Here is a 24,073-nt window from a genome sequence, read left to right as displayed (position 1 = left end):
TTTGCGTTCAGCCGATCGGTCGGCTGCGGCGTTCACAGATTTCGATGAAATATTGACTATCGTGGCGGGCATTCCGCCAAGCGTTCTTCACCTACTGACATAAAACGCCATGGCCACAGCGACTGACCCCAACGCCGAAATTGCCGACGGTGAGCACGGCGAGCACGGTCACGACAGCCCGTTCTTTGCGCACCATTTCGAATCGTGGAATCAGCAATTCGAAGCCGGTAAATTGGGGATGTGGGCCTTCCTCGTGCAGGAGGTCCTGTTCTTCAGCGGGCTGTTTTGCGCGTACGCCGTCTATCGGCTGACCCACCCGGAAATTTTCGAGTATGCCGATCAGTTTCTGAGTACGCCGCACGGCTTCCTGAATACGATCGTCCTGCTCTTCAGCAGTCTGACGATGGCGTGGGGCGTCCGATGTGCGATGTTGGGTAACCAAAAAGGTCTGGTGATTTGCCTCGGCGTCACACTCTTTTGCGCGGCTCTGTTCCTCGGTGTGAAGGCGTATGAATACACGGAGAAATGGCACGCAGAATTGATTTGGGGTGGTGCCCTGTATGACCGGTCGACCGGATCGATGGAGGCATTGATCCGGCTGCCGCATGACGGCGTGTTGAGCGGCTCAATTCTCGAAGCACGTGTTGCCGATGCGCTGTGGATTCTTGAAGTCACATGTGTTCTCGCAGCCGTGGTCTGCCTGGTCGGGGGGACGCTGAGCTATAAGATCGACCAAGGCCTTGCTGTCATTTCATCGGGCGCGGTCCTTGGTCTCTGTCTGATCGGGGCCTTTGTAATGCTCCTGACAATGCCGGCGCCCCCGGGATCAGCCGAAGGAGTTGAGGCGGTTGAGACAGTCGTCTCGGGACCGGTTACGGCACGTGGAGTGATATGGGCTGTACTGGTAGGCGGCGTGATCGGCGGGCTCTATGCGCTATTGTCCACGGCTTTTTCGTCGCGGATTATTGCGACGACGCTGTGCGCCGTCGGATTTCTGACGGCGGTCGGGATCTTTCTCGGTGCCGAATGCAGTATGGCGCTGCATCACTTCATGCACGGCGGACACGACGCTGAGCATTCCGCCGCAGACCATCACGATGGAGACCATGGTGGCGATCACGGCGGTGACCATAGTGACGGCGAACACGGTGAAGATGCCCATGAGTCGAGCGCTCGTGTCGACGAAGAAGTCGATGCGGCCGAGTCTGATGAATCCCCCAATGAGATGGAGCCTCGCGACGTTTCGCCCTCCAAGGAAATGTCAGAGCAGTTGGCTGCGGCTGGCGACGATCCGGATGGACCGACCGAGCTGACCGATAAGATTGAGATTCCGGCGATCGCCGATCGGCCCCGGCGGCTTGGTATCTTCTTCGGCATCTACTACTGCATGACGGGACTGCACGCGATCCACATCCTCGCGGGCATCGGTGTGATCACGTGGATTTTGTGTCGAGCGGTACTCGGGCACTTCACTCCAGAGTATTTCGGACCGGTCGACTTTGTCGGGCTTTACTGGCACTTGGTCGACCTCGTCTGGATTTATCTCTTCCCGCTGCTGTATTTGATCGGATAGCGTGACCGGCCTCGGAGTTTTCGCTGGTCAAGGTCTGCGGCGCCTACAATTGAAGGTACTGACGCAACCTTGAAAGGGGCAGTGGCCCGAATGTCTGACTGCCACTGCAAGTGATGGTGTGGCTGTGTCCGGCGGATTTCTTCCGACATATAAAGATCAGACGTTCCGGCCATCTTCGTGGGGCGCGCAGCGCAGAACCCAATTGGCCTTCTGGCTCTTCATCGCCTCGCTTGCGATGTTCTTTGTCGCCGGATTGATCGGCTATCTCATCGCCCGGTTCGCCTTGCTGAAGGGCCAGCACCCGGTCTCAGTGCCGCTGCTGTTCTGGTTCAGCACGGTCGTATTGCTCATGGGCGGTACGAGCATGCAGGTCGCACTGTCGAGCATTCGTCGTGAACGGCAGTTGAAGTTCCGTCGCTGCCTGACGTTCGCGACTCTCTGCGGAATTTGCTTTTGCATCCTTCAAGTGTTCGGGATGAGCCGGCTGCTCGATTCCCATTGGGCAACACTCGACGGAGAGCGGACTCCGCTGACCGGGCTGCTATTCGTCTTAATTTTGTTGCACGGTTTGCACTTTGTGACCGGGCTTGCGATTCAGTTGTACGTGAATTGGCGTGCCCTGCGAGGCCGGTACGACCACGAGTACTTCATGGGCGTAAGGCTCTGCACTTATTATTGGCGATTTCTGGACGTCGTGTGGCTCGCCATGTTCGGGGCGATTCTGCTGACGACGTGACCTGAAACTGCTCGGAGGCCGATCGATTCGATTTTATCCGATCGCGCTCCAGCGGATGACCCAAGCCAGTAGGCCACCGATCATCATTCCGGTCAACATCACGATTGCGAGTTCGAGGCCGTAGAGCCGGGCGATCGCTCCCTTGGAAATGCCGAGACTGGCGAGCGTCCGCGTCTCGGAGCTGCGCAGCCGGAGCACCAGCAAGATGAGGGCAAGCCCGAGCACGAGGGTGACCAGGACATTGACCAGTGCGACGGAGAACAGCGTTCCCTCCAACGCATCGTAGTCGCGACGAAATTTCGTCAGCAGCCGAAGCGGCTCAACGGCGCCGAGCGTGGAATCTCGTTGTTTCAGTTCCGCAAGCAGCATCAGCAAATCGCGTTCGTCGGCCGGCAGGTAGATGATTGAGGTCAGTGGCAGGCGACGGTCGTCACTGTGAAAGTGCAACGCCGCTGCGGCCTCATTGGTCAGGTCAAGTATGTCAGATTCCGATTCGGTGACGGCTCCGTGTGAATGCCCGAAGCCGTCGATCGCCCATGCGGTACGCAGCGAAACGAATGCGGCTTTGTCATCGGCCGTATCGGACGGGGCGAGTACGCCCACGACCTTGAGCCGAGCCGGACGTGGTCCGACGAGTTCGAGAATCGACTCCGGCTCAGTCGTAAGAAGTTCTCCGACTCGCGCATCTAATTCGCGTGCCGCCGTTGCGCCAAGGATGACGTCGCCGATCCGACGGAGGACGTCGCCCTCGACGCGCGAGGCTCGGTGACGGAAGTACCCGGGAGTTGTCGCAACGAGCGGAATCTCTTTGCCAAGATGGCCGCACAAGTAAATCGGCAGCGCTTCTCCGGAAAATGTTGACTTCAGCTCTCGCCAGTCCGCGGCAGAAATGGGCGGCACCTCCGCCGACGCGAAAAAGAGCGTCGCGGCGGCTACTTCCAACCGACTACCCGCCGGACCGATGACGACGGGGGTCGTCGCGGCGCGCTCGGCAAGTCGATTTTTCAATGCCCCGCTCACGGCAAGAACCGCCGAGGGTGTGGCCGTTGCGATCGCGATTGCCGCCATCAATAAGAGTGCGGCCGTCGGCCGGGCTCTGAGCGAGCGAAACACGAGCCCAATCATCAATTCGACTCCGCGACGATGCCGGACGCCAAATCGATCACGCGGTCGAACATTGAAAGCAGTGACGTATCGTGCGTTGCGACGAGAATCGTCGAGCCGCACTCGTTCGCGAGCGTGCGAAGTTCGGCTAAGACCAACTCACCGGTCGGGCCGTCCAAGTGCCCCGTCGGTTCATCGGCCAGCACAATCGGAGGCTGCTGCAAGATCGCACGGACGATCGCCACGCGTTGTTTTTCGCCGCCGGCAAGGTATCGGAGCGGTCGATCGCAGTCGATGTCGAGTTCCAGCCGACAAAGCAACGTCTTTGCACGCTCTCTCAATTGCGGAACGCGGTCGCGGACGTGAAGCAATGTCGGCAACAGAATGTTTTCCATCACCGACAGATGCTCCAGCAGCCGGAGGTCTTGAAAGACGATGCCGATGTTCTCGCGTCGGAATTCTCGGATAGACATCTCGCCCATCGATTTTGGACGGGCGCCTTGGATCGACACTTCGCCGCCATCAGGCGGACGCAGCCCGGCGAGGAGGTCGAGCAGCGTCGTCTTCCCGGAACCGCTCGGCCCGATGATGGCGGTCATGCTTTGTGGCGGCAGGGCGAAGTCGGGATAGGTAATGAGCCGACCCGGTGACGGTGCCCACGACACGTCTTGAGTTTTGAGAACGGCCTCGGTTGCGACAGAGGCGATCGAATTGTCATCCATCGGTCCGCCGGTCTTTCAACGCGATTTGCTCGACGAGCCAGCGACCGCGTCGGGCGACTAAATCGACATCTGCGATCTGCCGGTGATTGACGGAATGGACATGTCCCCAGTGCCGAATGTCGCTCCGAAATTCCCACACGCACTGAACTCGAATCAAATCATTGCCGGGACCGAGATTATTTTCTTCCGCGGCATCGGCATCGGCTGTTACGCGAAGATCAGCCACTTCGAGAGAGCCCCCCGCCTCGGCAGCGCGATCGAAGGCCCGCGCACACTCGAAGAACAATTGCCGCCGCAACTCGGGAGCACTCGTTGCAGAGAGGATCTCATAGGCATCAGTCTCTCGTCCGGTCTCATAAGCCGCATACATCCGCTCAATAGCGGTCACGGAGGCATCCTCGGCGGTTAAGACCGGCTGTGACAAGACTGGGACTGCAAAGTCGGTATGATGCCGGATCGAGGGTTTTTCAGCGGCGAACGGTTCGAACGAGAATCCGCCGATCGCTCCCAGACATGCCCCTGCGACCACAAGTCCGATCGTGTGAAGTCGTCTTAATTTTATGACAATTGCGGCGATGCCCCCGACGATCAGGCCGAGAACGGCTGCCGGCCAAATTGAAGGTGGGCGGTACCGGCTCACATGGGTTTCGAAATGCGGTGCGATGAGGGCTGTGAGTAATTGAGGGTCGACCTTCGTTGAGTTCGCCTGCCATTGCAGATCGTTATTGCCCCCACGACGTTCCAAGACCTTGGAAGCCGCGTCGCCTTCGGCGAAGCAGATCGCGCGGACCTCTCGCACCTCCCGCGTGAATCGCCGCCACCGTAGAGCGAGTGATTGCGGTGGCGCATCAGTCGGAAACACCGCGGAAAATCCGACCAAGCCGTTCCACGGGCTAAGCGATTTGATACGGTCGGGCTTAGCGAGGTTTTCCGTCGTCAGATCAAAAAATCGGACGTCGATCGAATTAGCAGTTGCAGGCGCGCCATCGATTTGAAGGTCGAACGCCTCATTAGAGAATTCTCGAACAATTTCAGCCCCCGCTCTTTGCTCCGCGGCGGTCAGATATTGCTCATCGGCGCGATCGATGGTTCCGAAGGTTTCAAACAAATAGATCGGAGCCAAGAATTCGACTCGCACACAACGGCGCTCGACGTAGACATAGAGCCAAACCGATTCGTTCGGTCGGCCGACTGCCTCGGTCATGGCCACCCAGCGCGGATCCAGCGCGAGTGGTGCGTTCACCGGCTCTTCACCTGATTGAGTCTTTTGAAGCTGAAACGTGACCGGACGATGCGACATCAGGACGGCTTCCCGAGGCTCTTCGTCACCGGCTTGGAGCAGGGTTAACTCCGTGATCGCGGTCGCCCCGCTACCCGGGTCGCTGAACCGCTGCACCATCGTTAGAAACGGCAGCGCTCGCGGGATTTTGTAGTCCAAGCGATAGCGCAGGTATTGCCCGAGTATCGAAGCGAACTCAAGTTCTGAGGCTGTAGCGAATGGGTCGTTGACCAGCCGGACCCTTCCTTCGAATCGATGACCGTCCGGCCCGAGAACCAGAAGTCGATCACGAACGAACTCACCGTGCGCCCGGACGGCTTCGCGATAAGCGGCGCGATTGATCTGACCGCCTTTGTCGACCTTTAACCCCTGAAAGTCGAACAGGTCTTCGATCGGTACTGCGAATTGAATGTCGATTCGTTCGGGCGAAATGCCGACGGCCGCCGAAGAAATCGACTGCGGATGGGCGTCACACGAGTCGTGAAGCAACGCCGACGCCAGAAGGACAAAAAGAACCGAACGTACCCAAGAAGTTTCGATCCGCCCGGCCAATTTACGGACGCAGTCCGCCTTCACGCCCGGCTGTAATGATGGCGACGGCATCGTGCGGATGCAGGCTCTCCAGGTGCTCGACGCGGACTTTGAAATCAGCGACATAGTCAATCGTTCTTAGTTCGGAAGCCAGTATCCGCGCCGCATCTTCGCAGAACATGAGGTTGTCTGCATTCAGGCGGGCGAATTCCTGCTCGTCGGCACGTTTGACGGCCGTCTGCACCGGCGTCTTTAAAGCGTCTTCCAAACGATCAATCAGTTCAAGCGTCGGATACTCTGATTGAGAGTCATCGAGTTCGACCGTGACCTCCGCGGTACTTCGTTGAGCGTGCGGCAGGCCACGGATCGCCCGCTGGGTCCCGAGGTACGAGGAGACCTCATCGACGCTGACGGCGCTGCGGCCTTCGAACTCTTCGTGGAACGCCTGTTGGATTAACTGCCGCGATAACGCAGCCGAACAGGGGCAGGTACTCGAATAGGTCAATTTGACCGTCAGCCAGTGACGCGTCTTTCCCTCGGTGGAAAACGATTCCGAGCGGACGGGATAGTGCCGCCACCCGGAATGCTCGGTCAGCAGTGCGTTTCGGCGGACCGGCAGTTCGAATTGAACGGCCAACGACGCCGACCGGCTGATCTTCTCGTGTCGTTCCAGAAAGATCTGCAAGGTCCCGCCCATCGCATCGGGAGTCCAATGCTCGCAGTCGAGTCGCTCCTGCAGTCCGAGAAACAGCCGCGACATGTGAATGCCCTTGGCCGATTCGTCGTCCAAACTGACAAATGCGTCCGCCTTACCCGGCAGTGTCAGGGACGTGTCATTCGCCGCCGGCACCTGCAGCAAGACCTCAACCGCGGACATCCCGACCCGTTCGAGCATTCCCGGAACGGCGGCGACGGAGTCTTCAGCAATGTCCGGCAAAACACTCGAGGCGAAGGTGCTCGGGCTCTGGAACGCACTGCCGGACAACCGGAGCGCGTCGGAGATCAATTCACTCATTGCAATGGGTGGGCTGTCGCTGAGGTGTGAGTCAGGGCTGCTTCATCGGAGCGTTCTCGCCGACTTCTGGCGAGTTCCCGTTATTTTCCGCAGTAGAAGCCCCGTGGTCCAGCGTATTTCTAGCGTCATTTTGACCACGGGCAACCGCGCAAAGCTCCGGGCGGCGTTGAGCGAGCCGGACCTGCTCAGCTCTGACGGGCCGAGTTTGATTAATACCCCGCCGTATTCGCCAACGATTCGCGCCGAATTGGATGAGAGCAATGCGTTATCGTCGGCCTGATGCGGAAGCGTTCGGGACCTAATCGATCACCGGCGCCACGGCAGCCGACCGACGAGCGGCAGAGGCCGCCGGGTATCCTTCTCGAACGTCCGCTCTCGGTAGATAATCATGGCGTGCAGGGCGTGATACATGCCTCCCACGTCGAGCGGCTCAGCCTGATACTTGATCAGGTCGTCGGCAATATTCTCAATTCCCCGTCGGACCCACGATTGTTTGAGCTGTTGCTTCGGCAGGGACATCATCAGGAATTCGAGGGTGTGGCCGCTGGTTGAAACGCGCTTGCTCGGGTCTTTGGAGTAACCCCGTCCCTTGTAGTAATTCGACGAGAACGAACCGTCCGCGTTCTGCAGCCGTCTGGCCAACTCGGCGTGACGGGCCAAGAAGTAATGCGACTGCAGCCAGACCCCGCGAAGCCTCTTGCCGCCCTGCAGGTAGGCGTTGCGAGCACTGGCCAAAGCGAACAATCCGTGATTCCCGCCGCACGCTTTTTTCGTGACAGGGATCGACATCTCTTCGCGAAGCATCCGCTCCATGCTCCACGGCTCGCGTCGCTCATTGACCCACGATTCGTCGCTGTCGAGGTAGTACGCGAAGAACCACAGCGTCCACGTCGTTTCTTCGCGCTTGTCGATCGTCATCTTGGCGTTCTCGATGAAGTCGGCCAGTGTGGCCGTCCGATCGGGAGCGACTTTGAACTTGTGATCGAGCGGTAGCCGCGACATCGCCAGGAAGGCAAGGAACTGGTTGGGATGTCCCTCGAACGCATACGGCTCGCTGAACGGATGCGGCTTGGCTCCGTAGCGCGTGGCGTACCACCATGGCTCGCCGCCGAAGCGTGGATTGTCCGAGATCCATTCGATCGCATTGATCCGCTCGTCACCGATCTGCAGTTCGTACTGGTGACGCAGTGCCATCACCCCGTGACCGATCTGCCACGGTGTGTGCGTATCGACCGATAGAATGCGACGCGAAGTAATATCGATCGCTTGGGCGACCTTCCTCGCCAAGGGGTCGTCGGGAACGATCCAGCGAGGTGTCTTGTCTTCGGCTTTGACGGGAACGGCGGTGTCGGTGGTGGATTTCGCTGCGGCATCATCAGTCGTTGCTTTCTCGCCAGCCGGATCTTTGAGTGGCGTTACAGGTCGAGACAGCTGTTGCGATTTTTGCTCAGCAATGTTGACGGGACTCTTCGTTGGCCCTTTTGCCTCAGAGGACTGGGAGCCCGCCTTCGGTTCAAGCGGTTCTGCTTGATCCGGCGTCAAACGGCGCGGCATCGCGACAGAAGTCTTTTCAGCGTCTGTGTCTTCGGCAGTCGGTGAGTCGGCAGTCGGTGAGTCGGCAACTTGCGTCGGCATCGTCTCGGCGGGCCGTGGGGCTTCGACAACGGGTCGCGATGCGAAGTCGATCGGCGAAGCCGAAACCGACACACTCTCGGGCGGACGCGGAATTTGCGCCTCGACCGGCGCACGGGCCGCAACGGCGACGGCGTGGCCGCTGACAAGGGCCACAATGCCTAGAATCAATCGATACCGACCTTGTCGGCGAGCTGGTGTCGACACGGCGTCAGATTTCCAATGGCAATGGGCGGGAATCAACAGTGCCGAGCAGCACGACGTTGATCGAAGGGAGGGCCATATCGAAGATGATCGGTCAGAGACCACCCGCTTCTACAATGCCCCGTGGTGGATCGTGAGGGAAAACCCGGAAGTCATTCGTGAAGTCGATTGCCGGACCGATTTGCTTTGCGCCGCATGTATTTGTGAACTAAACTGCAAGCCGCCTTCGACAACCAGTTCGAATCGTTCGACCGGGCGGCCGCTCGACAGGGAAAAACATGAAGAAGTGCAACGTTTGCTCGAAACCCGCCGTGTATCACATCACGGAAATCCACGGCGGATCACCACAGGAGATTCACTTCTGTGAAGGCCATTTCCACGAATACATGAACAGCCCCGCTGCGCAGCCGACCGGTTCATCGCCTGCGAAGGATGCGATGGCCGAATTCGGTGACGAAGTTTCGGAGTCGGACGACCTGACCTGCCCGAACTGTGGAATCACGTTCCGCGAGTTTCGCGAGCAGGGCCGCTTCGGCTGCCCCTACGACTACGAAGCCTTCGCGGACCGACTGGTCCCGCTGCTCGAAAATATTCACGGGGAGACGCAGCATGTGGGCAAAGTGCCCGCCCGTGCCCCGCTGGAAAGCCGAAGACAATACGAGTTGATCCGCCTGCGAAGAGATTTGGCAGTTGCGATCGACGGCGAGGACTACGAGACCGCCGCCAAAATTAGAGATGACATCCGCCGATTCGACGGAGCATGATGCCGACAGCGCGTTTGGCCTGGCGTCGCTTGGTCACCAGCGCGTGCATGCTCGCGTTCAGCCGACGCGACACGGTGGGATGGCTAACGAGCGGCGTCCACGGAGTCGGCCGAAATGTCCGGTCAGTGACCGCTTTGGTTGAGGCGCGTCGCGATCACAATGAGCGGGAATCACTCGACCACTCGAATCACGCCGCCATCGAATCGCTACTCTTCCGGAACATACGGGAGCAGGCCGATAAAGCGAGCACGGATGACAGCTTCCCGGACGGCCCGTTGATACAGGGCCGAGGTGCCCGTTCGGCGACGCGGAAGGATGCGGCCTTCCCGGTCGATCAACGACTTCAGCAGCTTCACGTCTTTGTAGTCGACGTAGACAGGGCGCGGAATTTCCCCGTTGCCGGTGAATCGGCACTTCAGTTTTTTCTTCAGCCGCGCCCGTTTCTTCCGCAGCTTCCGTAAATTTGTACGATTTCCGCTCGACATAACCTTTTCCGTTCTCGATTCACCGCGCCGAACCCCAGCGCGCATCACAAAAATCTCACCAGCAAACGACAAACAATATCGACGGCTGACCGACTTGCCAACTCAAACGCGGTCTCTCGCCAGTTCTACCGAAGTTTTTGCCGTTACAGCCGCCCAACCTCAATTCTCGAACTACCCTTTCAGGACGTGTACATCGCCGCGGAGTTCGAAAACTGCCCAGCGGCATCGCACGGAGTTTCATCTGCGGACAGAAGACGAGTGACGCAACTCGCTTGTGTCGATTCAATTCCTCACCCAACACGAATTCGATCGAATGCAAACTGCCGCTCAGGAACGACGCGAACTCGAGAAACGCGTGCTGTCGAACCCCCTGTGGGTTCGCTGCCGCCGGCTGCTTCAAGATTCGCCCCGCCCGCTTCGCGGACGGCGGCAGGAACTGGTCCGGTCGATTAAGGCCGATATCGAAGATCGACCTGATCTTCCGATCTCAGCCGACAAGGCGAAAGCGGTTGAAACCCTCTTTCGCCAAGTCTTCGGCTGAGAAGACGAAGCGGCAATCTCCGCGTTCACTGCGCATCGATATCGACTCACGCAGAGATTCTCGGCGACCTACTTAATTTGGAACGCGTAGAGTCGGCTCCGGTCCGAGACATACATCCGTCCGTTCGCAATCGTCGGTGTGCTGTAGATCGACGAATTGAACAGGATTTCGGCGAGCGGCTCTTCATCGGGAAGCTCGCGATCGAGCGGCAGCACCGTAAGGTCTCCGTCCTCATCGCCGATCAGTACCTTACCATCGACGACCATGGGGGAGCCCCAGCAGGCCGCAAACATGTCGTATTCCCAATAGCGTTTGCCGGTTTCAAAATCGAGGCAATGGACGAAGCCTGACAGATCGGGCGCGATCACGAGCCCGTCGTGCACGGCGACCGTGGAGATCGTGCGGCGATAAAGCAATTCGCCTTTGCGACCCGTGATGCTGCCGTCTTCATCGACGCCGCCCCAGTGCCAGATCTCGCCGGAATTCGGGTTCTCCTTGAAACCGCCTTCACCGTCCGCGATCTGGGGACTGATGTCACCCGACTTGGTTGCATCGATTCTATAGATGTGCCCGACGCCTTCGCCGTGCTCCGGGTCTTGACCGACCGACAAAATCACGCTGCTACCGATGACTACCGGCGTTGAGACGATGTTGTTCCGCGTTCCCCGTCCGCCCAGTTCCCACTTTGAGTCTTTCGGGTTCAGGTCGAACTTCCACAAGATGTCGCCAAAGCCTTCCTCGTCGCCGGTCTTCGCAAACGCGTACAAATAGCCGTCGCCACCGGGCATGAGAATCTGTGGTTCACCGTTGACGGTGGCGATCGCTGGCGACGCCCATTGCCCGTGCAGAATCTGGTCAAATGGGGTGTTGTCTTCCCATTCCAATTCGCCCGACTTCTTATTGACCGAAACAAACGATGGTGCACGAGGTGCCGGGATTTCAAGGTGAGCTTCGTCGACACCGTTCGAGGTCACGATGAAGATCGAGTCCCCGTGCAGCACTGGCGAACTGGTCGCCAGGTTATGCGGAAAAACCCCGAGTTCGTTAATGAGATCGAGGCTCCACAAAATGTCGGCATCGAGCTTGTCGGTGTCGGGTTCGTCGGTGATCGGCCCGTCGTTCTCGTCGTCGTAAAACCCCTCCATGTCGACCGCCATCAACTCGGCACGGTTGGTGACGACGTACATGATCCCGTCTTCGATGACCGGCGTTGAACAGATGCCCTGCTCCGGCCAGTCATTGACCCGGCCCTGGCTCAGTTTTTCTCGCGTCAACTGCCAGCGAAATTCGCCGTCCGACTCGCGGAAGCAGAGCACGACGCCACGGTCTTCCGTTTTCGGGTGAGCGGGACGATAGCCGCCACCGTTGTTGGTGCCCACGACGACATATCCTTCGGCGACGACCGGGTTGCCGTAGGTTTGCGATCCGAGTTCGCGTACCCACAGCAAATTCTTGCCGTCTTCGGCCGACTCGGCCGGCTCGATGTCGAGCGAAACGTCGGTGGTCGGGTTGACCATGTTTCGTTCAATCGAGCCGCCCCACATCGGCCAATCGCCCGAGGTAATATCTTTCTTTGCGACGGGCTTCGCCGAAGTGCTATTGGCCGCCGATTCGTTCGATTCATCAACCAAAGCGACTTCGATCGGCTCATCGGCTGAACCGGGCACTTCTGCCGGGGTGGTTGATGCTTCTTCCGGGCCGGGCAGCGTCGGGACTTCCGCGTCATCGTTCGATGTGGCCGAGCCTCCTTCGACCGGAGGCTCGTCCGGTTGCGCGGGCGGATCAACCGGGGGGGCATCGCTTCCGCCGCCCAACCCTTCGGATGGCGTATCGGGAGTGGCGTCAGGAGCCGGAGCCGGTTCGCAGCCGACGATCGCAAATGTCCACAGGAGGAGCGTTAAAACCGCAAAGCGAGTCATTCCTGATCCTCAGTCACGAGCACGTTGTCGAAATAGGTATCGGCGAGCCGGTAGCAGTAAAGCCCGGGGCTGCCCTGTTTGTTCGGTAGCGGGTCAACCGCTTCGATGGTCCACTCTTCCGGTTCTTCCTCGTCCCGCGGCCAGACCTTGCCGAGAACGCGGACCTTGTCTTCGCCTTCGGGGCGGACCACGAGTTTCAGCGTGTACCACTTGCCGGGATCGGAGCGGTACTTCATCTCCGCGCCCAGCCGCAGGTGCGCCTGCCAGGTTTGAATTCCGAGTTTCAGCGAGTTCGCCTTTAAAATCAGGCTGTAGCGCTGATTGGTGATACCGGGACTGGAAAGGCGTCGTCGTCCCTCCACGCGTACGTCGGCCTGAATAACGTAATTCGACATTTCGGGCGGACCGAGCCAGGTGTCGAAACTGGGTTTGCCCGGTCCGACGCTCGACTTCATCGCCATCTCGTCGCCGATCTGCGTCGGCTTCAGCTTCAGGAAGCCGTTCACCCACGCGGGCGGAACTCGCACTCCGCTGAGATCGTCGAAATTCCACTTCCAAGGCAGTGGCGGAAAGACGCGAAGCCGGGCCTTGGCCTCTTTGCCTTCAAACGTTGCGGTCAGTAACCCGGCCTGCGGCATCTCGGGGGAAGAGGCCGACGTGAAGGTTAATTCGTCGACAGTTCCGCCCTTGAGGCCGTCGTCGGCCGTCAACTCGAAGTCATCGATCGTCTTGAGAAACCGCCCGTGTTTGTCGTAGGCACGGACTTCGTATTCGACGGCATCGCCGGCGTTCACGTAGGTCTCATAGGGGATCAGGCTGAGTGAGGCGATTTCGTCGCCCAATTCGGCTTCCGGAGCCATCGGCGGAATCGGATCTTCGCCGAACTCTCCGGACTCTTTCCCGACGCAGATCGTGCGATCGCGCGTCACGAAGAAGATGCGCCCGTTGGAGATGGCCGGCGACGCATAAATCTCGTCGTATCCCTTCTGACCGCCGGTCGCGAGCAATTCGTTCTTCGATAGCACCTCGCAGCCTTCGCGGCTCGGCCTAAGTACCCAGATGCGGCCGTTGACTTCCATCACGTAGATTTTGCCGTCGGCCCATACCGGCGAGCCTTTGCCGACGGTCCCGATCTTCTGGAGCCACAAGACTTCGCCAGTCTCCGCATCGTAGGCGTGCAGGCCTCCGATATCGCTTAGGACATACAGGATGCCGTCGTGGATGATCGGTGCGGTATACCCGGCTTTAATGCCGTCATCACGCCAGACGCTCCCGGTTTCCGTAATGTCACCGCGCTGCGTCGCGTCGATGCACTGCACCCGGCCGAACTCGATCGAGTCGATATTGTCTTCGCCGTGCGAAATGTAAACCTTGTTGCCGCTGATCACAGGGGAGGCGTTGAGTCCGCGACGGGACATGTGGAACGACCACAGCGGCTCGCCCGTGCGGGCATTGAGCCCGTGACATCCGCCGTCGGCATTGCCGGTGACAAGCTGTCGGACGCCGTCGATCACTCCGATCGCCGGGTTGGTGTAAATCGTATCTTCCGGGGCACCGCCGATCGGTGTCGCCCACAGCAACTTGCCGTCACGCTTGTCGAAGGCGTAAAACGTCTGCGTCGGCGGCGGTTTGGCTGTGTCGCCCCAGTTGAGTTGCAGAAAACTGACGATCACGCGGTCTTCATCGATGATCGGAGTCGTGGTCCGTCCGCCGTAGCCGCTGATCTTGCCGTATTCTTCGTAGAGCGAGTGTTCCCACACCCGCTCGCCATCGGGCGTGTAGCAGATCAGCATTCCGTCGACGGTATGCACGATGACGTTTCCCGTTTCGGGGTCACCGGCTGGACTGGCCCATCCGACTCGCGGAGCGGGAATGTCGGTCTGGAAGACGGGAAAGACATCCTTCCACAGCACTTCGCCGGTCTTTGCGTCCCAACAGACGACTTGCTGACCGGCACCAATCTTGTCTTCCGGCTTGGCGCTCAACGAGACGTCGTTGTCGGTGCGGCAGTTGAGGTAGACCCGGTCGTTGAGCACGATCGGAGCAGCTCGACCGCCGATGTCCGACGTCCACAGGACGTTCTTGCCGTCCTCGAGCGACCAATCGTCGATCAACCCGGTTTCCCGACTGACGCCGTTCATCTCCGGGCCGCGCCAATAGGCCCAATCATAGGCATCCGCGACTGAGCCCGATGTCGCAACAAGAGCCGCGAGCCCGCAAAACAACAACACCTGCAATCGTGATCTCATGAACGTCTCGCCTTCCGAATGGCAATACAAATATCGATAGAGAGGCGGGGAAGTCGGTGGGAGGCCGGGCGTCGACACGTCAGCGTGTCTTCATGCCTCGATCCTTGTTCCAACATAAGTACGTCGGGACCGCGATGCAACTTTGCGCCGATCAGGCAATCGAGGTCATTCGTGGCGACCTTTCGGCTCACCAAGCACGACGTGCAGGGTGACTTCCTCGTCGCCACGAGTCACCACGATGTCGATCCGCTCGCCCGGCTTGTAAGTCCGAAGCCCGTTCATCAGTCCGTAGATGTCGGTCACTGGGATGTCGCCCATCTTCGTGATGATGTCGTCTTCCTCCAGACCACCCTTTGCCGCGGGCGAGCCGGGACTTGTCCCCGTGATTCGCAATCCGACGACGCCACCGGAGTAATCGGGAACGACGCCGAGATGGGCCATGTTTCCACCCGGACCACCTTTACGATTCTTCGAGACGACCTTTTGAAACGTGCGGCGCTGCGATTCGGTCGACAAGGCCGCGACCAAATCGCCCGCATACTCCGTAACGCCGACAATGCCCGCGAGGTCGAGCGTTTCGAAGTCGTCTTCGGGCGTGTGATACTCGGGCGTTGTTCCGGTAAAGAGATGAATGGACGGGATATCTTTCTGATAAAAGCCGTAGTGGTCACTCGCCCCGATGACGCCCTGCACCGGCTTGATCTTCAATTGCCGCTTCTCGGCAAGGCTCTTGGCGAGGTCTTCTAACCCAGTGCCGGTGCCGACGCCGTACACCGTGAGCGGTTTCGCCCCGAGTCGACCGACCATGTCGAGGTTCACCATCGCGGCGACCTTCGATAGATCAACCGGTGAATTTTTCAGCAGATAATTACTGCCGAGCAGACCTCGCTCTTCTCCGTTGAAAGCCATAAACACAAGCTGTCGCCGCGGCTGACTTCCGTCCTGCTGCCCCAATCGGCGGGCGAGTTCCATCAAGACTGCCGTACCGGAAGCATTGTCATCCGCACCATTATGAACGGCTTTCACGCCCGGCTTTCGTGATCCGAAGCCGCCGTATCCGAGGTGATCGAAATGGGCGCCGACCACGATGACCTCGTCGGCAAGGTCGCCCGATCCCGGAACAACGCCGACCACATTCGGAACGGTGACGGTCTCGCGTTTCGTCGCGACGGTGAGGCCCGCTGCGGTGTCGCCAATCGGCTGAGAAATCGGTTTCAGATCGGCGTCGATCGCGTTCGCAATTTCTTTGACCGAACTAAGAGCTGATTGGTCAGTGCCCTTTAACGGCGAAGTTTGCAGCACTCGATTGAATTGCGTCTGCGTGATCATTGCGAAGGGCAGCTTCACCGACCCGGAGCCGAAGCCCGTCGGCTTGACGAGTTCGTCACCCTTCTTGCCCTCGGCGGTTGTCGGATCGTTGACCAGAATCAGACCGGCCGCTCCGGCATCGGCAGCCGCTTTGATCTTGGTGCGAATGAACGCGTGCGGCGAAATCTCGGTGCCGTTGAAGACACTGTTCGGGTCGTCTTGCTGCGGTTCTTTCCGCAGGATCACGGCAATCTTTCCGGAGAGGTCGACCCCTTCAAAATCGTTGTATCCGAGCTTCGGGGCATTAATCCCGTACCCGGCGAACACGAGGCCCGCGTTGGCTCGGCCGCCGTTGCCGATCAGCAGCGGGTTAAAGTCTTTGCCCAGTTCTAACGCGACCTGCTCGTCACCGATGGTCACCGAAAGCGATGTTTCGTTCGGCACGACATCTTCAGCCAATGTGATCGGGAATTCCTGGAAGAAACCGCCATCCTCCATCCCGCCGACAAGTCCCGCGGCTTCGAATTGATCGCGAATGAACTCCGCCGCCTTGCGATTCCCCTCGGTATCGACACCACGTCCTTCCAGGGCGTCGCCGGCCAGATATTTTAGATCGCCGGAAAGGCGACCCAGCGCGGCCTCGCGGTTTTCGGCAACCGCTGTCCCAGCGAAGGAGAGCGTCAGCAGGAGAACGATTAGTCGTTTTTCAGTTCGCATTCTGGTCTTCCTTAACTTCACTCGGGCGTTCGCAGATGATTCGCCCGTCAGTCTTGTTTTTCAGTCTCGTTCTATCGTGTGGCCCGTACAACGTCCGGGTCGCGCAGCGACAAGAGCACTCAGTTCCGGCTCGGCACCATTAGCAGGCGTCGAACGTCGTTTGTGATCAGCATGTGAATCCTCTGGCAACGCTTCAGCCGTCCGTACAAGCGAGTGGATGATCGTGTCGGTCAGCTAAGATCCAATAACGGGGCGGATCGATAAATCTCCGGGTGCCGAATCATCCCGCCGAGGTGGGCAGTATACGCAAACCCGACCGACAAGAGGATCAGCAAGACGGGCAAAGTGATCTTCATCCACTTCGGCCAACTGTCGCCGCCAAGCACGCGAATGAACTGAGCCAATGCCATTACGGCCGGGATCAGTGACGTGAAGTAGACGCCCTTGGCGACGGCCGCGTGGTCTTCAATCAGTCCTTTCGTCTCCTCCGGACCTTCAACCCACGGCAAAAAATTCCATTCGTCCAATACCTCATACGCTGCCGGGCCGGACAGGTATGCGATACCGCCGAGCAACGTCACGCCGAATAAGAACCACACGCCAACCGACCACAGCAGGTCCGACTTCTTCCACACCGCGATTGCCATCAGCAGCGCCGTCACCGGCATCCCGAGTACGGGAATGTGAACGGTCATCAGGTGAATTTGGGCCGCGTTCAACTAACAGATCCTGTCTTCTGTCTTCTAACTTCTGTCTTCCCAGAGTTCTCCGGGCGCTGACGCTTCCGGCTCGCTCTATGTCCTGCCCGTCGTAACGGCGTCTTCCGGGTCGGCGCCCTGCTCGATGGCTTCGTAGTCGAGTTCGCTGCCCCCCATGCTGTGGGGGATCGAGTAGACCGCCGTCATGGTCAGCATCGCAATGACCACAAGCACGCGGCCGATCCACTCCTTCGGCAGCGGCTTAAAACCGATCGCGGCGCAGGCGATCAGCCAGACGAGCCAATTGACGAGTTGTTTGTTGTCCGTCCAGTCGCCGCCGAAGGGGAAGCCGGTCCAATACTCGCCGAACGCAAATTTTTGGACGAAGGGGCCGAGGATCATGCCACCGATCGTCATGCAGATGAACGTCGTCCAGGCATACTTTCGCATTGCGCCGGGATCGAACAGCCCGCTCAGCCCGGCTCGCATCCCGAACAGGATCGTCAGGATCATGAAAATGATATGCGGCGCGAGCACATACCGCGGGACGAAATTCTTGTAGCGCAGCACGATCGTTTCATCGGGATCGGTCGGATAGCGAACCATTCGCTGCTCCCAATCGATCCCCTCGAGCGTCACATAATATTCCATCTTGCCGGCCGCAGGCTGTGGCTCCAACTGGCCGAACAGGGTGTTCGACTCTTTGCCGCTGCCCGGCCGCATCGGTGTTTCTCGAAATTCTTCGTCCGTCCGGTACCGCCGCTGATGCAACGTTGAAGAGACCCGACCGGGCGGGTTCGGAACTTCGATCTTCGCGGCTTCGGTCCAATCTTCCTTAGCGCCTTCCGGCGGGATCTCCCACGTGCGGATCAATTTGACGCGGTTAGTCTTGTCGCGAATCTCGGCCTGATCTTTGTACGGCCGGGTCGGTCCCGTCGCCCGCTGATAAATCATCGCCGTCGCCGCCATCGCGAAAGCAAGCACCCACAGCAGCGCCCGCACTGGCACCGGCGGCCGATTCGACAGTTTCCGCTCCGTGAGAAGTGCGTCTTCAGATATCTCCGATTCGTCGTCGGAATGCCCGCTGAATCGCTCGTCCCCGTCATGTTTTCCGTTGTCGACCGACATTTGATTCCGCCGCTTATCGTAGCTGATTGAATTCTTACTCCGTCACTCTTCGTATTCTAACGGTCAACGACGACGGAAAAGGAGTTTCGGATGATAAAGAAGTATCGCAGATTCTCCGGGCGCTGACGCTTCCGGCTCGCCTTAGATTATTCGATCAGCCCCGAATCGGCTTGTTCGTCGACCTTCGGCTCCTGACCGCGTAGGACGCTGTTGCCTTCCCACAGGGTCCGTTGGTCGATGGCGGGCGGGTTGAGCCAGTCGTCTTCGGAGATCTGGCCGCTCTGGCCATAGGCGTCGAGGGCGTTCTGGTAGGTCGTCAGTCGGATATCCTCTTCGGCGACGCCGCGTTCTTTCATCAGATTGGCCGTCTTTGGCACCGCGAGCGGGTCGGAGACGCCCCAGTCGGCGCTCGAATCGACAATGATCCGCTCGGAGCCGAACTGCTTGACCACTTCGACCATCCGCTCGTTGCCCATCTTGGTCTTCGGGTAGATTGTGAAGCCCGCCCAGTAGCCGCGGTCGAGGACCTCTTTGCAGGTCCGCTCATTATTGTGGTCGATCACGACGAGGTGCGGCGGGATGCCGTGCTCTTCGATCACGTCCATGCTGCGACTGGTGCCCGCTTCCTTGTTGCGGTGCGGCGTATGGACCATCACGGGGAGTTCGACTTCCTTGGCCAGTTCGAGCTGCGCCCGGAAGAACCTGTCCTCGGCGGCGGTCATGTCGTCGTAGCCAATCTCGCCGACGGCGACGACGCCCTCCTTCGCGAGGTAGAGCGGCAATATTTCCATCACCTGCTCGGCGAGCGGCTCGTTGTTGGCCTCTTTGCTGTTGAGGCCGATCGCCGAGTAATGACGAATCCCGAACTGCGCCGCGCGAAACCGCTCAAAGCCGACGAGCGTGGCGAAGTAGTCCTCGAACGACCCGATCTTCGTCCGCGGCTGCCCCTGCCAAAACGCGGGCTCAATAATCGCCACGACCCCGGCGGCGGACATCGCCTCGTAATCGTCGGTCGTGCGGGAAACGGCATGGATGTGTGGGTCGATGATCAACTTCAGTCTTCCTGTACTATTTGATAGAATAAATTTAGTCGCTAGAGCATGGACTCCAGACTTATTTCGTATCCGTTCTCTCAGCGAGACTGACCTTAGGGTCAACGCAGATGAACATGATTGTGTCGGCTCTTGCCCATAATTTGGTTTCGAAGTCGGGATCGACCTCACCGGGTTTGACTTGTGGGTCGAGACGTGCGCGGCACACGGATTGAATTTTTGCTTTAGCTAATACGATGTCGCCCCGTCGCAGCGTTTCGGCAAGTTCTGGGCCGACTGCTGAGCGAATTCGGAAGTTGAATAGACGCCCCGCTCTTAATGATGGCTCGAGCCGATAATAATTCGTGCTGCTCCAACGCTCCGGGATTTCACGGAGGTACGCTCGCGTGTTTCCGGAGACTTGTGCTGAAGCCGCCATTAAAGGATTTCCCGGCTGACGGCAAATGCTACTTTTATGGCGCTCATAGCTTTCAGTCGGCAACATCAATACTGCGGGAAGACATTTCGAAGCCACTTCAGTCAGTGCTTCCGCGTAAACGTAGCCTTTGACGACGCGCTCGACACGTAGTCGGATGTGAATCGTCTTGCCCGCCGCCTGCTCGCTGAGCCTTTCAACGATTTCGTCGACCTTCTTGTCCTTTAGAAGAACGTTATCGTTAAAACGATTCAGGTCGTCGAGTCTGTCTTGAAGTTCCACGAGATCGGTGTTGGAGAAATCCTCGCCCGCAACGGCGACACTATTTACCAAGCCAAGAATGCCAAAGGCCGCAATCGTGATCGAGCGCATTAAATTCTCCGTGGCGTCAGTTGACGTGATGAAAGTCTTAGAATGACTCTACTGTGAGCCAGCTGCGAATTCACGACCAACTTCGCTCCAGCGCTCATCCCAGCTATGCGACCGCGCGGACCCATCGGGTCCGAGACACATCTCGGCTGACGCTTGCTCTAGTTCTGAACCAGAATCTGCCAACCGTTCAAGATCGCCTCTCGCCGCCTCATCCGCATGCGGCCCCACACACCGCCACAGCTCCGGGTTCACCTCTCGCTTCGCCGCCCAGCGTTCGAGCGCGTACTTGTGGAGCATCTTCGCCAGATCGGGGTTCGCTCGTTCGTCCAGCCCGATGATCGGGTAGAGCGGTTCGCCGACGAACAGGCATTTGAGGACGAGTTGGTTCCACGAGGCTTCGGGCAGATGGGCCGCGGGGTACGGATTGCGGTGCGCGATCGACTTGAAGACCGGAAGCATGTTTGTGCGGATGCCCTCGACGCAGCGGTCGACGTGCCGCTCCGGATGCGGCAGCAGCGGCAACATCTGGTAGAGCGCACACAGTTCGCGGACCTCGCCCGCCTCGTAGAGTTTGCCCAACACGCTTACGTAGCGATCGGCATCGTCCGCGGGAAAGGACAGAACCAGCAGCGTGCGGGCGGTCTGATCGAGACTCCAGTCACGCGTCGACATCTCAACACAAGCCCGAGGCGCCAGCAGTCGGGATGCGTTTCCCTGTAATTCCCCGACGGCTGGCGCCTCGGGCTGGTATGCTTCCGCGGCTGCGGCGATTTCCTCGTCGGACGGAGTCAGATCGGCCTTCCCCACCTTCCGCGGTGCCATGCCGAAGGCAAGGTACAGGGCGCGTTCGTTGCCGCCGGCGATCTTTATCGTCTGAGCTTCGAGCCAATCGGACGCCCGCTCGTCGAGCCGGGCTTTCAGCCAATCGTTAAGAATCGTTCGAACTCCCATTTCGTCCTCGCATCGGCGCCTGCAATCCGCTGCAGACTAGGTGACGCGGCTACTGATTCCAAACCATCTCAGGTTACCAATTCTGCGTCGGCAACTCCCGATACCCAATCGGACCCTCGTCTACCCGGCACGATCTGTCAAACCGCTGCCACATGCGAAGTGCGTCGTGATTCGATAGGTTATGAGCCGCTGGTTCGCCCTGCCCTTCGCAATCTGCTTTGCTCAATGAGTACATCGCCGCCTGACGTACCGAACGCGATTCCGAAACGCGCCGGCTGGCGCGAGCACTGGTACGAAATCATATTCGAAGCCGACACGCCGGCGGGCAAACTGTTCGACGTGTGGCTGCTCGCTGCCATCATGGGCAGCGTCGTCGTGTTGATGCTCGAAAGTGTGGAGGACCTTGACGAAAAATTTCATGCGTGGTTCGACGCACTGGAGTGGTTCTTCACGCTCGTCTTTACCGTCGAATACACTGCCCGCATCGTCGTCGCCCGTCGGCGATGGCGGTACATGTTCAGTTTCTTCGGCCTCGTCGACCTCGTGTCGATTTTGCCCTCCTACCTGATGCTCGTCATCCCGGGGGCTGAGCGCATCACGGTGATTCGGATGATTCGCCTGCTGCGAGCGTTCCGTGTGTTCAAGATCGCTTCGATGATCGCCGAAGCGCGGCTGCTGCGCGAGGCGATCATCGCGTCCCGCTCCAAGATCGCCGTGTTTCTGAGTTGCGTGGTCATCGCGGTCGTTATTGTCGGGACCGCGATGTATACGATTGAAGGAACACGCGACGACAGCCCCTTCACGTCGATCCCGCAAAGCATGTACTGGGCTGTCGTTACCATGACAACGGTCGGCTACGGCGACATCGCTCCACAAACGGCGCTCGGCAAAGCCTTGGCCGCGGCGATGATGCTGTTCGGCTACAGTTTGATCATCGTGCCGACAGGAATATTAACCGCCGAATTGGCGACATCGCATCAGGATGAGCCGCCCCACGTGCCGCCTCCGAAGGCTCCCACTTTGGCTTGCCCCGAATGCATGGCGGAGGGGCATGACCCGGATGCCGGCTTCTGTAAGTTCTGTGGTGCCAAGTTGTGAGTGCCACCACGCTCAGGAAACGGCGTCCCGCGCCGACCACGTCACGTCCTGAATCTTGGTCCTCGTCATTTCGGCGAGACATCGCTTTTTCGTTGTTTTGCTGATCGCATAGGTTTGGCATTCCAAACCGAAGCGCTCAATGGAAGATTCGTGACGAACTCACCAACAAAAATAGCCCCGGACCACTTGGTCCGGGGCTTCAGTTTTCTTTAGCAGATTCACGCAACTGTGCGGATTCGGGATTCCTTTGCTCGAGAGACTTAGTTCGAAATTCGCTTCACTCGGCCGAAGGCCACATCAGCCAGACCCTGCGCTCCACCGTGGGCATCGGGGTGCTTCGAGTATTGATAGACCTCTTCCCAGTTTTCTCCGTCTTCGCTGCGAAGGATCGAGAGTCGTTTGCGACTGACGTTGATCAACGTACCTTTGTCGCTGACTGCGATTCGACCGCTCGGCGTCGACTTCGGCAATTCTCGCCAGGTAATGCCGTCGGCACTGGCTTTGGCATTTTCGCCGGTGACCCAGAACTCGCCGTTCACGATCGACAAACCGAATGATCGGCTCGCGGGACGCTTCACTCCCAAATCATGGGCCGTCCACGTCATGCCGCGATCAGTTGATCGCAGCACGGTCGAGCCGTCCCCTTTGACGATAATGAAGACTCCGTCTTTGCCGAGAATTCCCTTCGCGCCTCGTTCGCCCCACGGCTCAACTTTGACGTCCATTGGCACCCAGGTCTTGCCGAGGTCGTCGCTGTAGACCGACGGGCCGGCGTCTCCGACCACGATCACGCGACCGTCCGTGTATCCCACCGACGGATGAGAGTTGTTGACCTTTACGCGGTTGCCCTCGGCGTCGCGAAAACCGTAAGGCGACATTTCGTGCCACGTCTTGCCAAAGTCGGGAGTGGCCTGCAGCGGGGCGATGAATGCTCCTTCGGCCCCAATCATCTGCATGGTGGTCTTCATGTCGTAGGGCTTCTGATTTCGCTTCGCCGGCTTGCGACTGCCGTCGGCGAGGTGACGCCAGTTCTTGCCGTCGTCTGAGGCGATGATCGTTCCGGGGGCTCCCCAGCCCGCTGCGATCGCGAAGACGCCGTCGGTATAGGCGACTGAATTCCACACCGCCCAGCGTCCGTGATCGCCACCGGGGTAGCCGGAAAATACCGGCTCCCAAGTCTTACCGTCATCGCGAGACGCCACCACATTCAACCCGTGTCCGGCCGCGACGAAAACGCCTTCCTGCGGATTAGGCTCGAAGTTCCCGCCGAGCGGGATATCGGCGCGGATTTTCTCTTCTTTAGCCGCCTGCTCCGGAGTTTCTTTCGCAAATGCGGCCGACGTCGTTGCGGCGACAACCACCGCAAGGACCATCGCGGCCCATCGATTCAAATTTTTCATGTGGGATATTCCTATCGGCGAGATTCAAAGCGACAGTCTGACCCGTCGACAGCGACGCATCAGCAGTTGCTAAAGTATCAGCAGTGAAGTCGATGCACAATTCGCTCCCCAGCGCCGGATGTGCGAACCTTTTACTTGCGCACCCGTCCGCCTTACACCGAGCGACTCAAACCTACGGAA

At 59.0% G+C, this 24,073-nt stretch carries 20 protein-coding genes; 5 read left to right on the top strand and 15 right to left on the bottom strand.

Annotated elements, in window-relative coordinates:
- Positions 1 to 109 precede the first annotated feature (109 nt).
- Both Pan189_RS21395 and Pan189_RS12660 read left to right on the top strand, forming a co-directional pair.
- A complete protein-coding gene (locus Pan189_RS21395; RefSeq protein ID WP_310820425.1) occupies positions 110 to 1,573 on the top strand; it encodes a cytochrome c oxidase subunit 3 in 1,464 nt (487 codons plus the stop codon).
- A 118-nt stretch (positions 1,574 to 1,691) separates the two neighbouring features.
- Positions 1,692 to 2,309 (top strand): cytochrome c oxidase subunit 3, encoded by a 618-nt coding sequence (locus Pan189_RS12660; protein ID WP_145364296.1) that lies wholly within the window; start codon positions 1,692 to 1,694, stop codon positions 2,307 to 2,309.
- A 33-nt stretch (positions 2,310 to 2,342) separates the two neighbouring features.
- Here the strand turns inward: Pan189_RS12660 and Pan189_RS12655 are convergent, their stop codons facing one another.
- From Pan189_RS12655 to Pan189_RS12635, 5 genes are all read right to left on the bottom strand, one after another.
- On the bottom strand, positions 2,343 to 3,434 hold the full coding sequence (locus tag Pan189_RS12655) for an ABC transporter permease (RefSeq protein ID WP_145364294.1): 1,092 nt from the start codon (positions 3,432 to 3,434) through the stop codon (positions 2,343 to 2,345).
- Positions 3,434 to 4,135: an ABC transporter ATP-binding protein gene (locus tag Pan189_RS12650; RefSeq protein ID WP_145364292.1), complete on the bottom strand. Its 702-nt coding sequence runs from the start codon at positions 4,133 to 4,135 to the stop codon at positions 3,434 to 3,436. The genes Pan189_RS12655 and Pan189_RS12650 overlap by 1 nt, the downstream gene beginning before the upstream one ends.
- Positions 4,128 to 5,903, bottom strand: a complete 1,776-nt coding sequence (locus Pan189_RS12645) for a hypothetical protein (RefSeq protein WP_310820422.1) — start codon at positions 5,901 to 5,903, stop codon at positions 4,128 to 4,130. The genes Pan189_RS12650 and Pan189_RS12645 overlap by 8 nt, the downstream gene beginning before the upstream one ends.
- A 64-nt stretch (positions 5,904 to 5,967) precedes the next feature.
- Positions 5,968 to 6,960 (bottom strand): GTP cyclohydrolase FolE2, encoded by a 993-nt coding sequence (gene folE2 / locus Pan189_RS12640; RefSeq protein WP_145364288.1) that lies wholly within the window; start codon positions 6,958 to 6,960, stop codon positions 5,968 to 5,970.
- A gap of 306 nt (positions 6,961 to 7,266) precedes the next feature.
- A complete protein-coding gene (locus Pan189_RS12635) occupies positions 7,267 to 8,799 on the bottom strand; it encodes a hypothetical protein (RefSeq protein WP_145364286.1) in 1,533 nt (510 codons plus the stop codon).
- Positions 8,800 to 9,107: 308 nt separating this feature from the next.
- Here Pan189_RS12635 and Pan189_RS12630 point away from each other — a divergent pair, with 308 nt between their 5' ends.
- Positions 9,108 to 9,560, top strand: coding sequence for a UvrB/UvrC motif-containing protein (locus Pan189_RS12630; protein ID WP_310820421.1), 453 nt, complete (start codon positions 9,108 to 9,110; stop codon positions 9,558 to 9,560).
- A 206-nt stretch (positions 9,561 to 9,766) separates the two neighbouring features.
- Here Pan189_RS12630 and rpsR read toward each other — a convergent pair whose 3' ends face one another.
- On the bottom strand, positions 9,767 to 10,045 hold the full coding sequence (gene rpsR, locus Pan189_RS12625) for a 30S ribosomal protein S18 (RefSeq protein ID WP_145364282.1): 279 nt from the start codon (positions 10,043 to 10,045) through the stop codon (positions 9,767 to 9,769).
- A 313-nt stretch (positions 10,046 to 10,358) separates the two neighbouring features.
- On the opposite strand from rpsR, the gene Pan189_RS12620 reads away from it, so the two are divergent.
- Positions 10,359 to 10,586, top strand: a complete 228-nt coding sequence (locus tag Pan189_RS12620) for a hypothetical protein (RefSeq protein ID WP_145364281.1) — start codon at positions 10,359 to 10,361, stop codon at positions 10,584 to 10,586.
- A 68-nt stretch (positions 10,587 to 10,654) separates the two neighbouring features.
- Here the strand turns inward: Pan189_RS12620 and Pan189_RS12615 are convergent, their stop codons facing one another.
- The 8 genes from Pan189_RS12615 to Pan189_RS12580 form a co-directional block, all read right to left on the bottom strand.
- Entirely contained in the window at positions 10,655 to 12,505 is a 1,851-nt protein-coding gene (locus tag Pan189_RS12615) for an outer membrane protein assembly factor BamB family protein (protein WP_145364277.1), read from the bottom strand.
- The gene (locus Pan189_RS12610) at positions 12,502 to 14,754 is read right to left on the bottom strand and encodes an outer membrane protein assembly factor BamB family protein (protein ID WP_145364275.1); all 2,253 of its coding nucleotides are present in this window, start codon (positions 14,752 to 14,754) and stop codon (positions 12,502 to 12,504) included. The genes Pan189_RS12615 and Pan189_RS12610 overlap by 4 nt, the downstream gene beginning before the upstream one ends.
- Positions 14,755 to 14,919: 165 nt before the next feature.
- Complete coding sequence (locus Pan189_RS12605; RefSeq protein ID WP_145364274.1) at positions 14,920 to 16,779, bottom strand: M28 family peptidase; 1,860 nt, start codon at positions 16,777 to 16,779, stop codon at positions 14,920 to 14,922.
- Positions 16,780 to 17,009: 230 nt separating this feature from the next.
- Positions 17,010 to 17,474 carry a hypothetical protein gene (locus Pan189_RS12600; protein WP_145364272.1) on the bottom strand — a complete coding sequence of 155 codons (465 nt, stop codon included), beginning with the start codon at positions 17,472 to 17,474 and terminating at the stop codon, positions 17,010 to 17,012.
- 99 nt (positions 17,475 to 17,573) lie between these two features.
- Positions 17,574 to 18,605, bottom strand: coding sequence for a hypothetical protein (locus tag Pan189_RS12595; protein WP_145364270.1), 1,032 nt, complete (start codon positions 18,603 to 18,605; stop codon positions 17,574 to 17,576).
- 146 nt (positions 18,606 to 18,751) lie between these two features.
- Positions 18,752 to 19,663: a TatD family hydrolase gene (locus Pan189_RS12590; RefSeq protein ID WP_145366180.1), complete on the bottom strand. Its 912-nt coding sequence runs from the start codon at positions 19,661 to 19,663 to the stop codon at positions 18,752 to 18,754.
- Positions 19,664 to 19,718: 55 nt separating this feature from the next.
- Positions 19,719 to 20,444, bottom strand: coding sequence for a hypothetical protein (locus tag Pan189_RS12585; protein ID WP_145364268.1), 726 nt, complete (start codon positions 20,442 to 20,444; stop codon positions 19,719 to 19,721).
- Between the two features lie 48 nt (positions 20,445 to 20,492).
- Positions 20,493 to 21,395, bottom strand: coding sequence for an EboA domain-containing protein (locus Pan189_RS12580; RefSeq protein ID WP_310820414.1), 903 nt, complete (start codon positions 21,393 to 21,395; stop codon positions 20,493 to 20,495).
- A 225-nt stretch (positions 21,396 to 21,620) separates the two neighbouring features.
- On the opposite strand from Pan189_RS12580, the gene Pan189_RS12575 reads away from it, so the two are divergent.
- Positions 21,621 to 22,493, top strand: coding sequence for an ion transporter (locus Pan189_RS12575; protein ID WP_145364267.1), 873 nt, complete (start codon positions 21,621 to 21,623; stop codon positions 22,491 to 22,493).
- 260 nt (positions 22,494 to 22,753) lie between these two features.
- On the opposite strand, the gene Pan189_RS12570 is transcribed toward Pan189_RS12575, so the two are convergent.
- Positions 22,754 to 23,893: a WD40/YVTN/BNR-like repeat-containing protein gene (locus Pan189_RS12570; RefSeq protein WP_145364265.1), complete on the bottom strand. Its 1,140-nt coding sequence runs from the start codon at positions 23,891 to 23,893 to the stop codon at positions 22,754 to 22,756.
- Positions 23,894 to 24,073 lie beyond the last annotated feature (180 nt).

Origin of the sequence: Stratiformator vulcanicus, assembly GCF_007744515.1 — a bacterium.
Taxonomy (GTDB): Bacteria; Planctomycetota; Planctomycetia; order Planctomycetales; family Planctomycetaceae; genus Stratiformator; species Stratiformator vulcanicus.
Note: the sequence above shows the minus strand (reverse complement) of the source record. Positions and strands in the feature narration are given on the sequence as shown.

Excerpts from the sequence above, each read along its gene's own strand:
- Pan189_RS21395 (WP_310820425.1), top strand. The coding sequence starts at position 110 with ATGGCCACAGCGACTGACCCCAACGCCGAAATTGCCGACGGTGAGCAC.
- Pan189_RS12655 (WP_145364294.1), bottom strand. The coding sequence starts at position 3,434 with ATGATTGGGCTCGTGTTTCGCTCGCTCAGAGCCCGGCCGACGGCCGCA.
- Pan189_RS12650 (WP_145364292.1), bottom strand. The coding sequence starts at position 4,135 with ATGGATGACAATTCGATCGCCTCTGTCGCAACCGAGGCCGTTCTCAAA.
- folE2 (WP_145364288.1), bottom strand. The coding sequence starts at position 6,960 with ATGAGTGAATTGATCTCCGACGCGCTCCGGTTGTCCGGCAGTGCGTTC.
- rpsR (WP_145364282.1), bottom strand. The coding sequence starts at position 10,045 with ATGTCGAGCGGAAATCGTACAAATTTACGGAAGCTGCGGAAGAAACGG.
- Pan189_RS12620 (WP_145364281.1), top strand. The coding sequence starts at position 10,359 with ATGCAAACTGCCGCTCAGGAACGACGCGAACTCGAGAAACGCGTGCTG.
- Pan189_RS12615 (WP_145364277.1), bottom strand. The coding sequence starts at position 12,505 with ATGACTCGCTTTGCGGTTTTAACGCTCCTCCTGTGGACATTTGCGATC.
- Pan189_RS12610 (WP_145364275.1), bottom strand. The coding sequence starts at position 14,754 with ATGAGATCACGATTGCAGGTGTTGTTGTTTTGCGGGCTCGCGGCTCTT.
- Pan189_RS12605 (WP_145364274.1), bottom strand. The coding sequence starts at position 16,779 with ATGCGAACTGAAAAACGACTAATCGTTCTCCTGCTGACGCTCTCCTTC.
- Pan189_RS12600 (WP_145364272.1), bottom strand. The coding sequence starts at position 17,474 with ATGACCGTTCACATTCCCGTACTCGGGATGCCGGTGACGGCGCTGCTG.
- Pan189_RS12595 (WP_145364270.1), bottom strand. The coding sequence starts at position 18,605 with ATGTCGGTCGACAACGGAAAACATGACGGGGACGAGCGATTCAGCGGG.
- Pan189_RS12585 (WP_145364268.1), bottom strand. The coding sequence starts at position 20,444 with ATGCGCTCGATCACGATTGCGGCCTTTGGCATTCTTGGCTTGGTAAAT.
- Pan189_RS12580 (WP_310820414.1), bottom strand. The coding sequence starts at position 21,395 with ATGGGAGTTCGAACGATTCTTAACGATTGGCTGAAAGCCCGGCTCGAC.
- Pan189_RS12575 (WP_145364267.1), top strand. The coding sequence starts at position 21,621 with ATGAGTACATCGCCGCCTGACGTACCGAACGCGATTCCGAAACGCGCC.
- Pan189_RS12570 (WP_145364265.1), bottom strand. The coding sequence starts at position 23,893 with ATGAAAAATTTGAATCGATGGGCCGCGATGGTCCTTGCGGTGGTTGTC.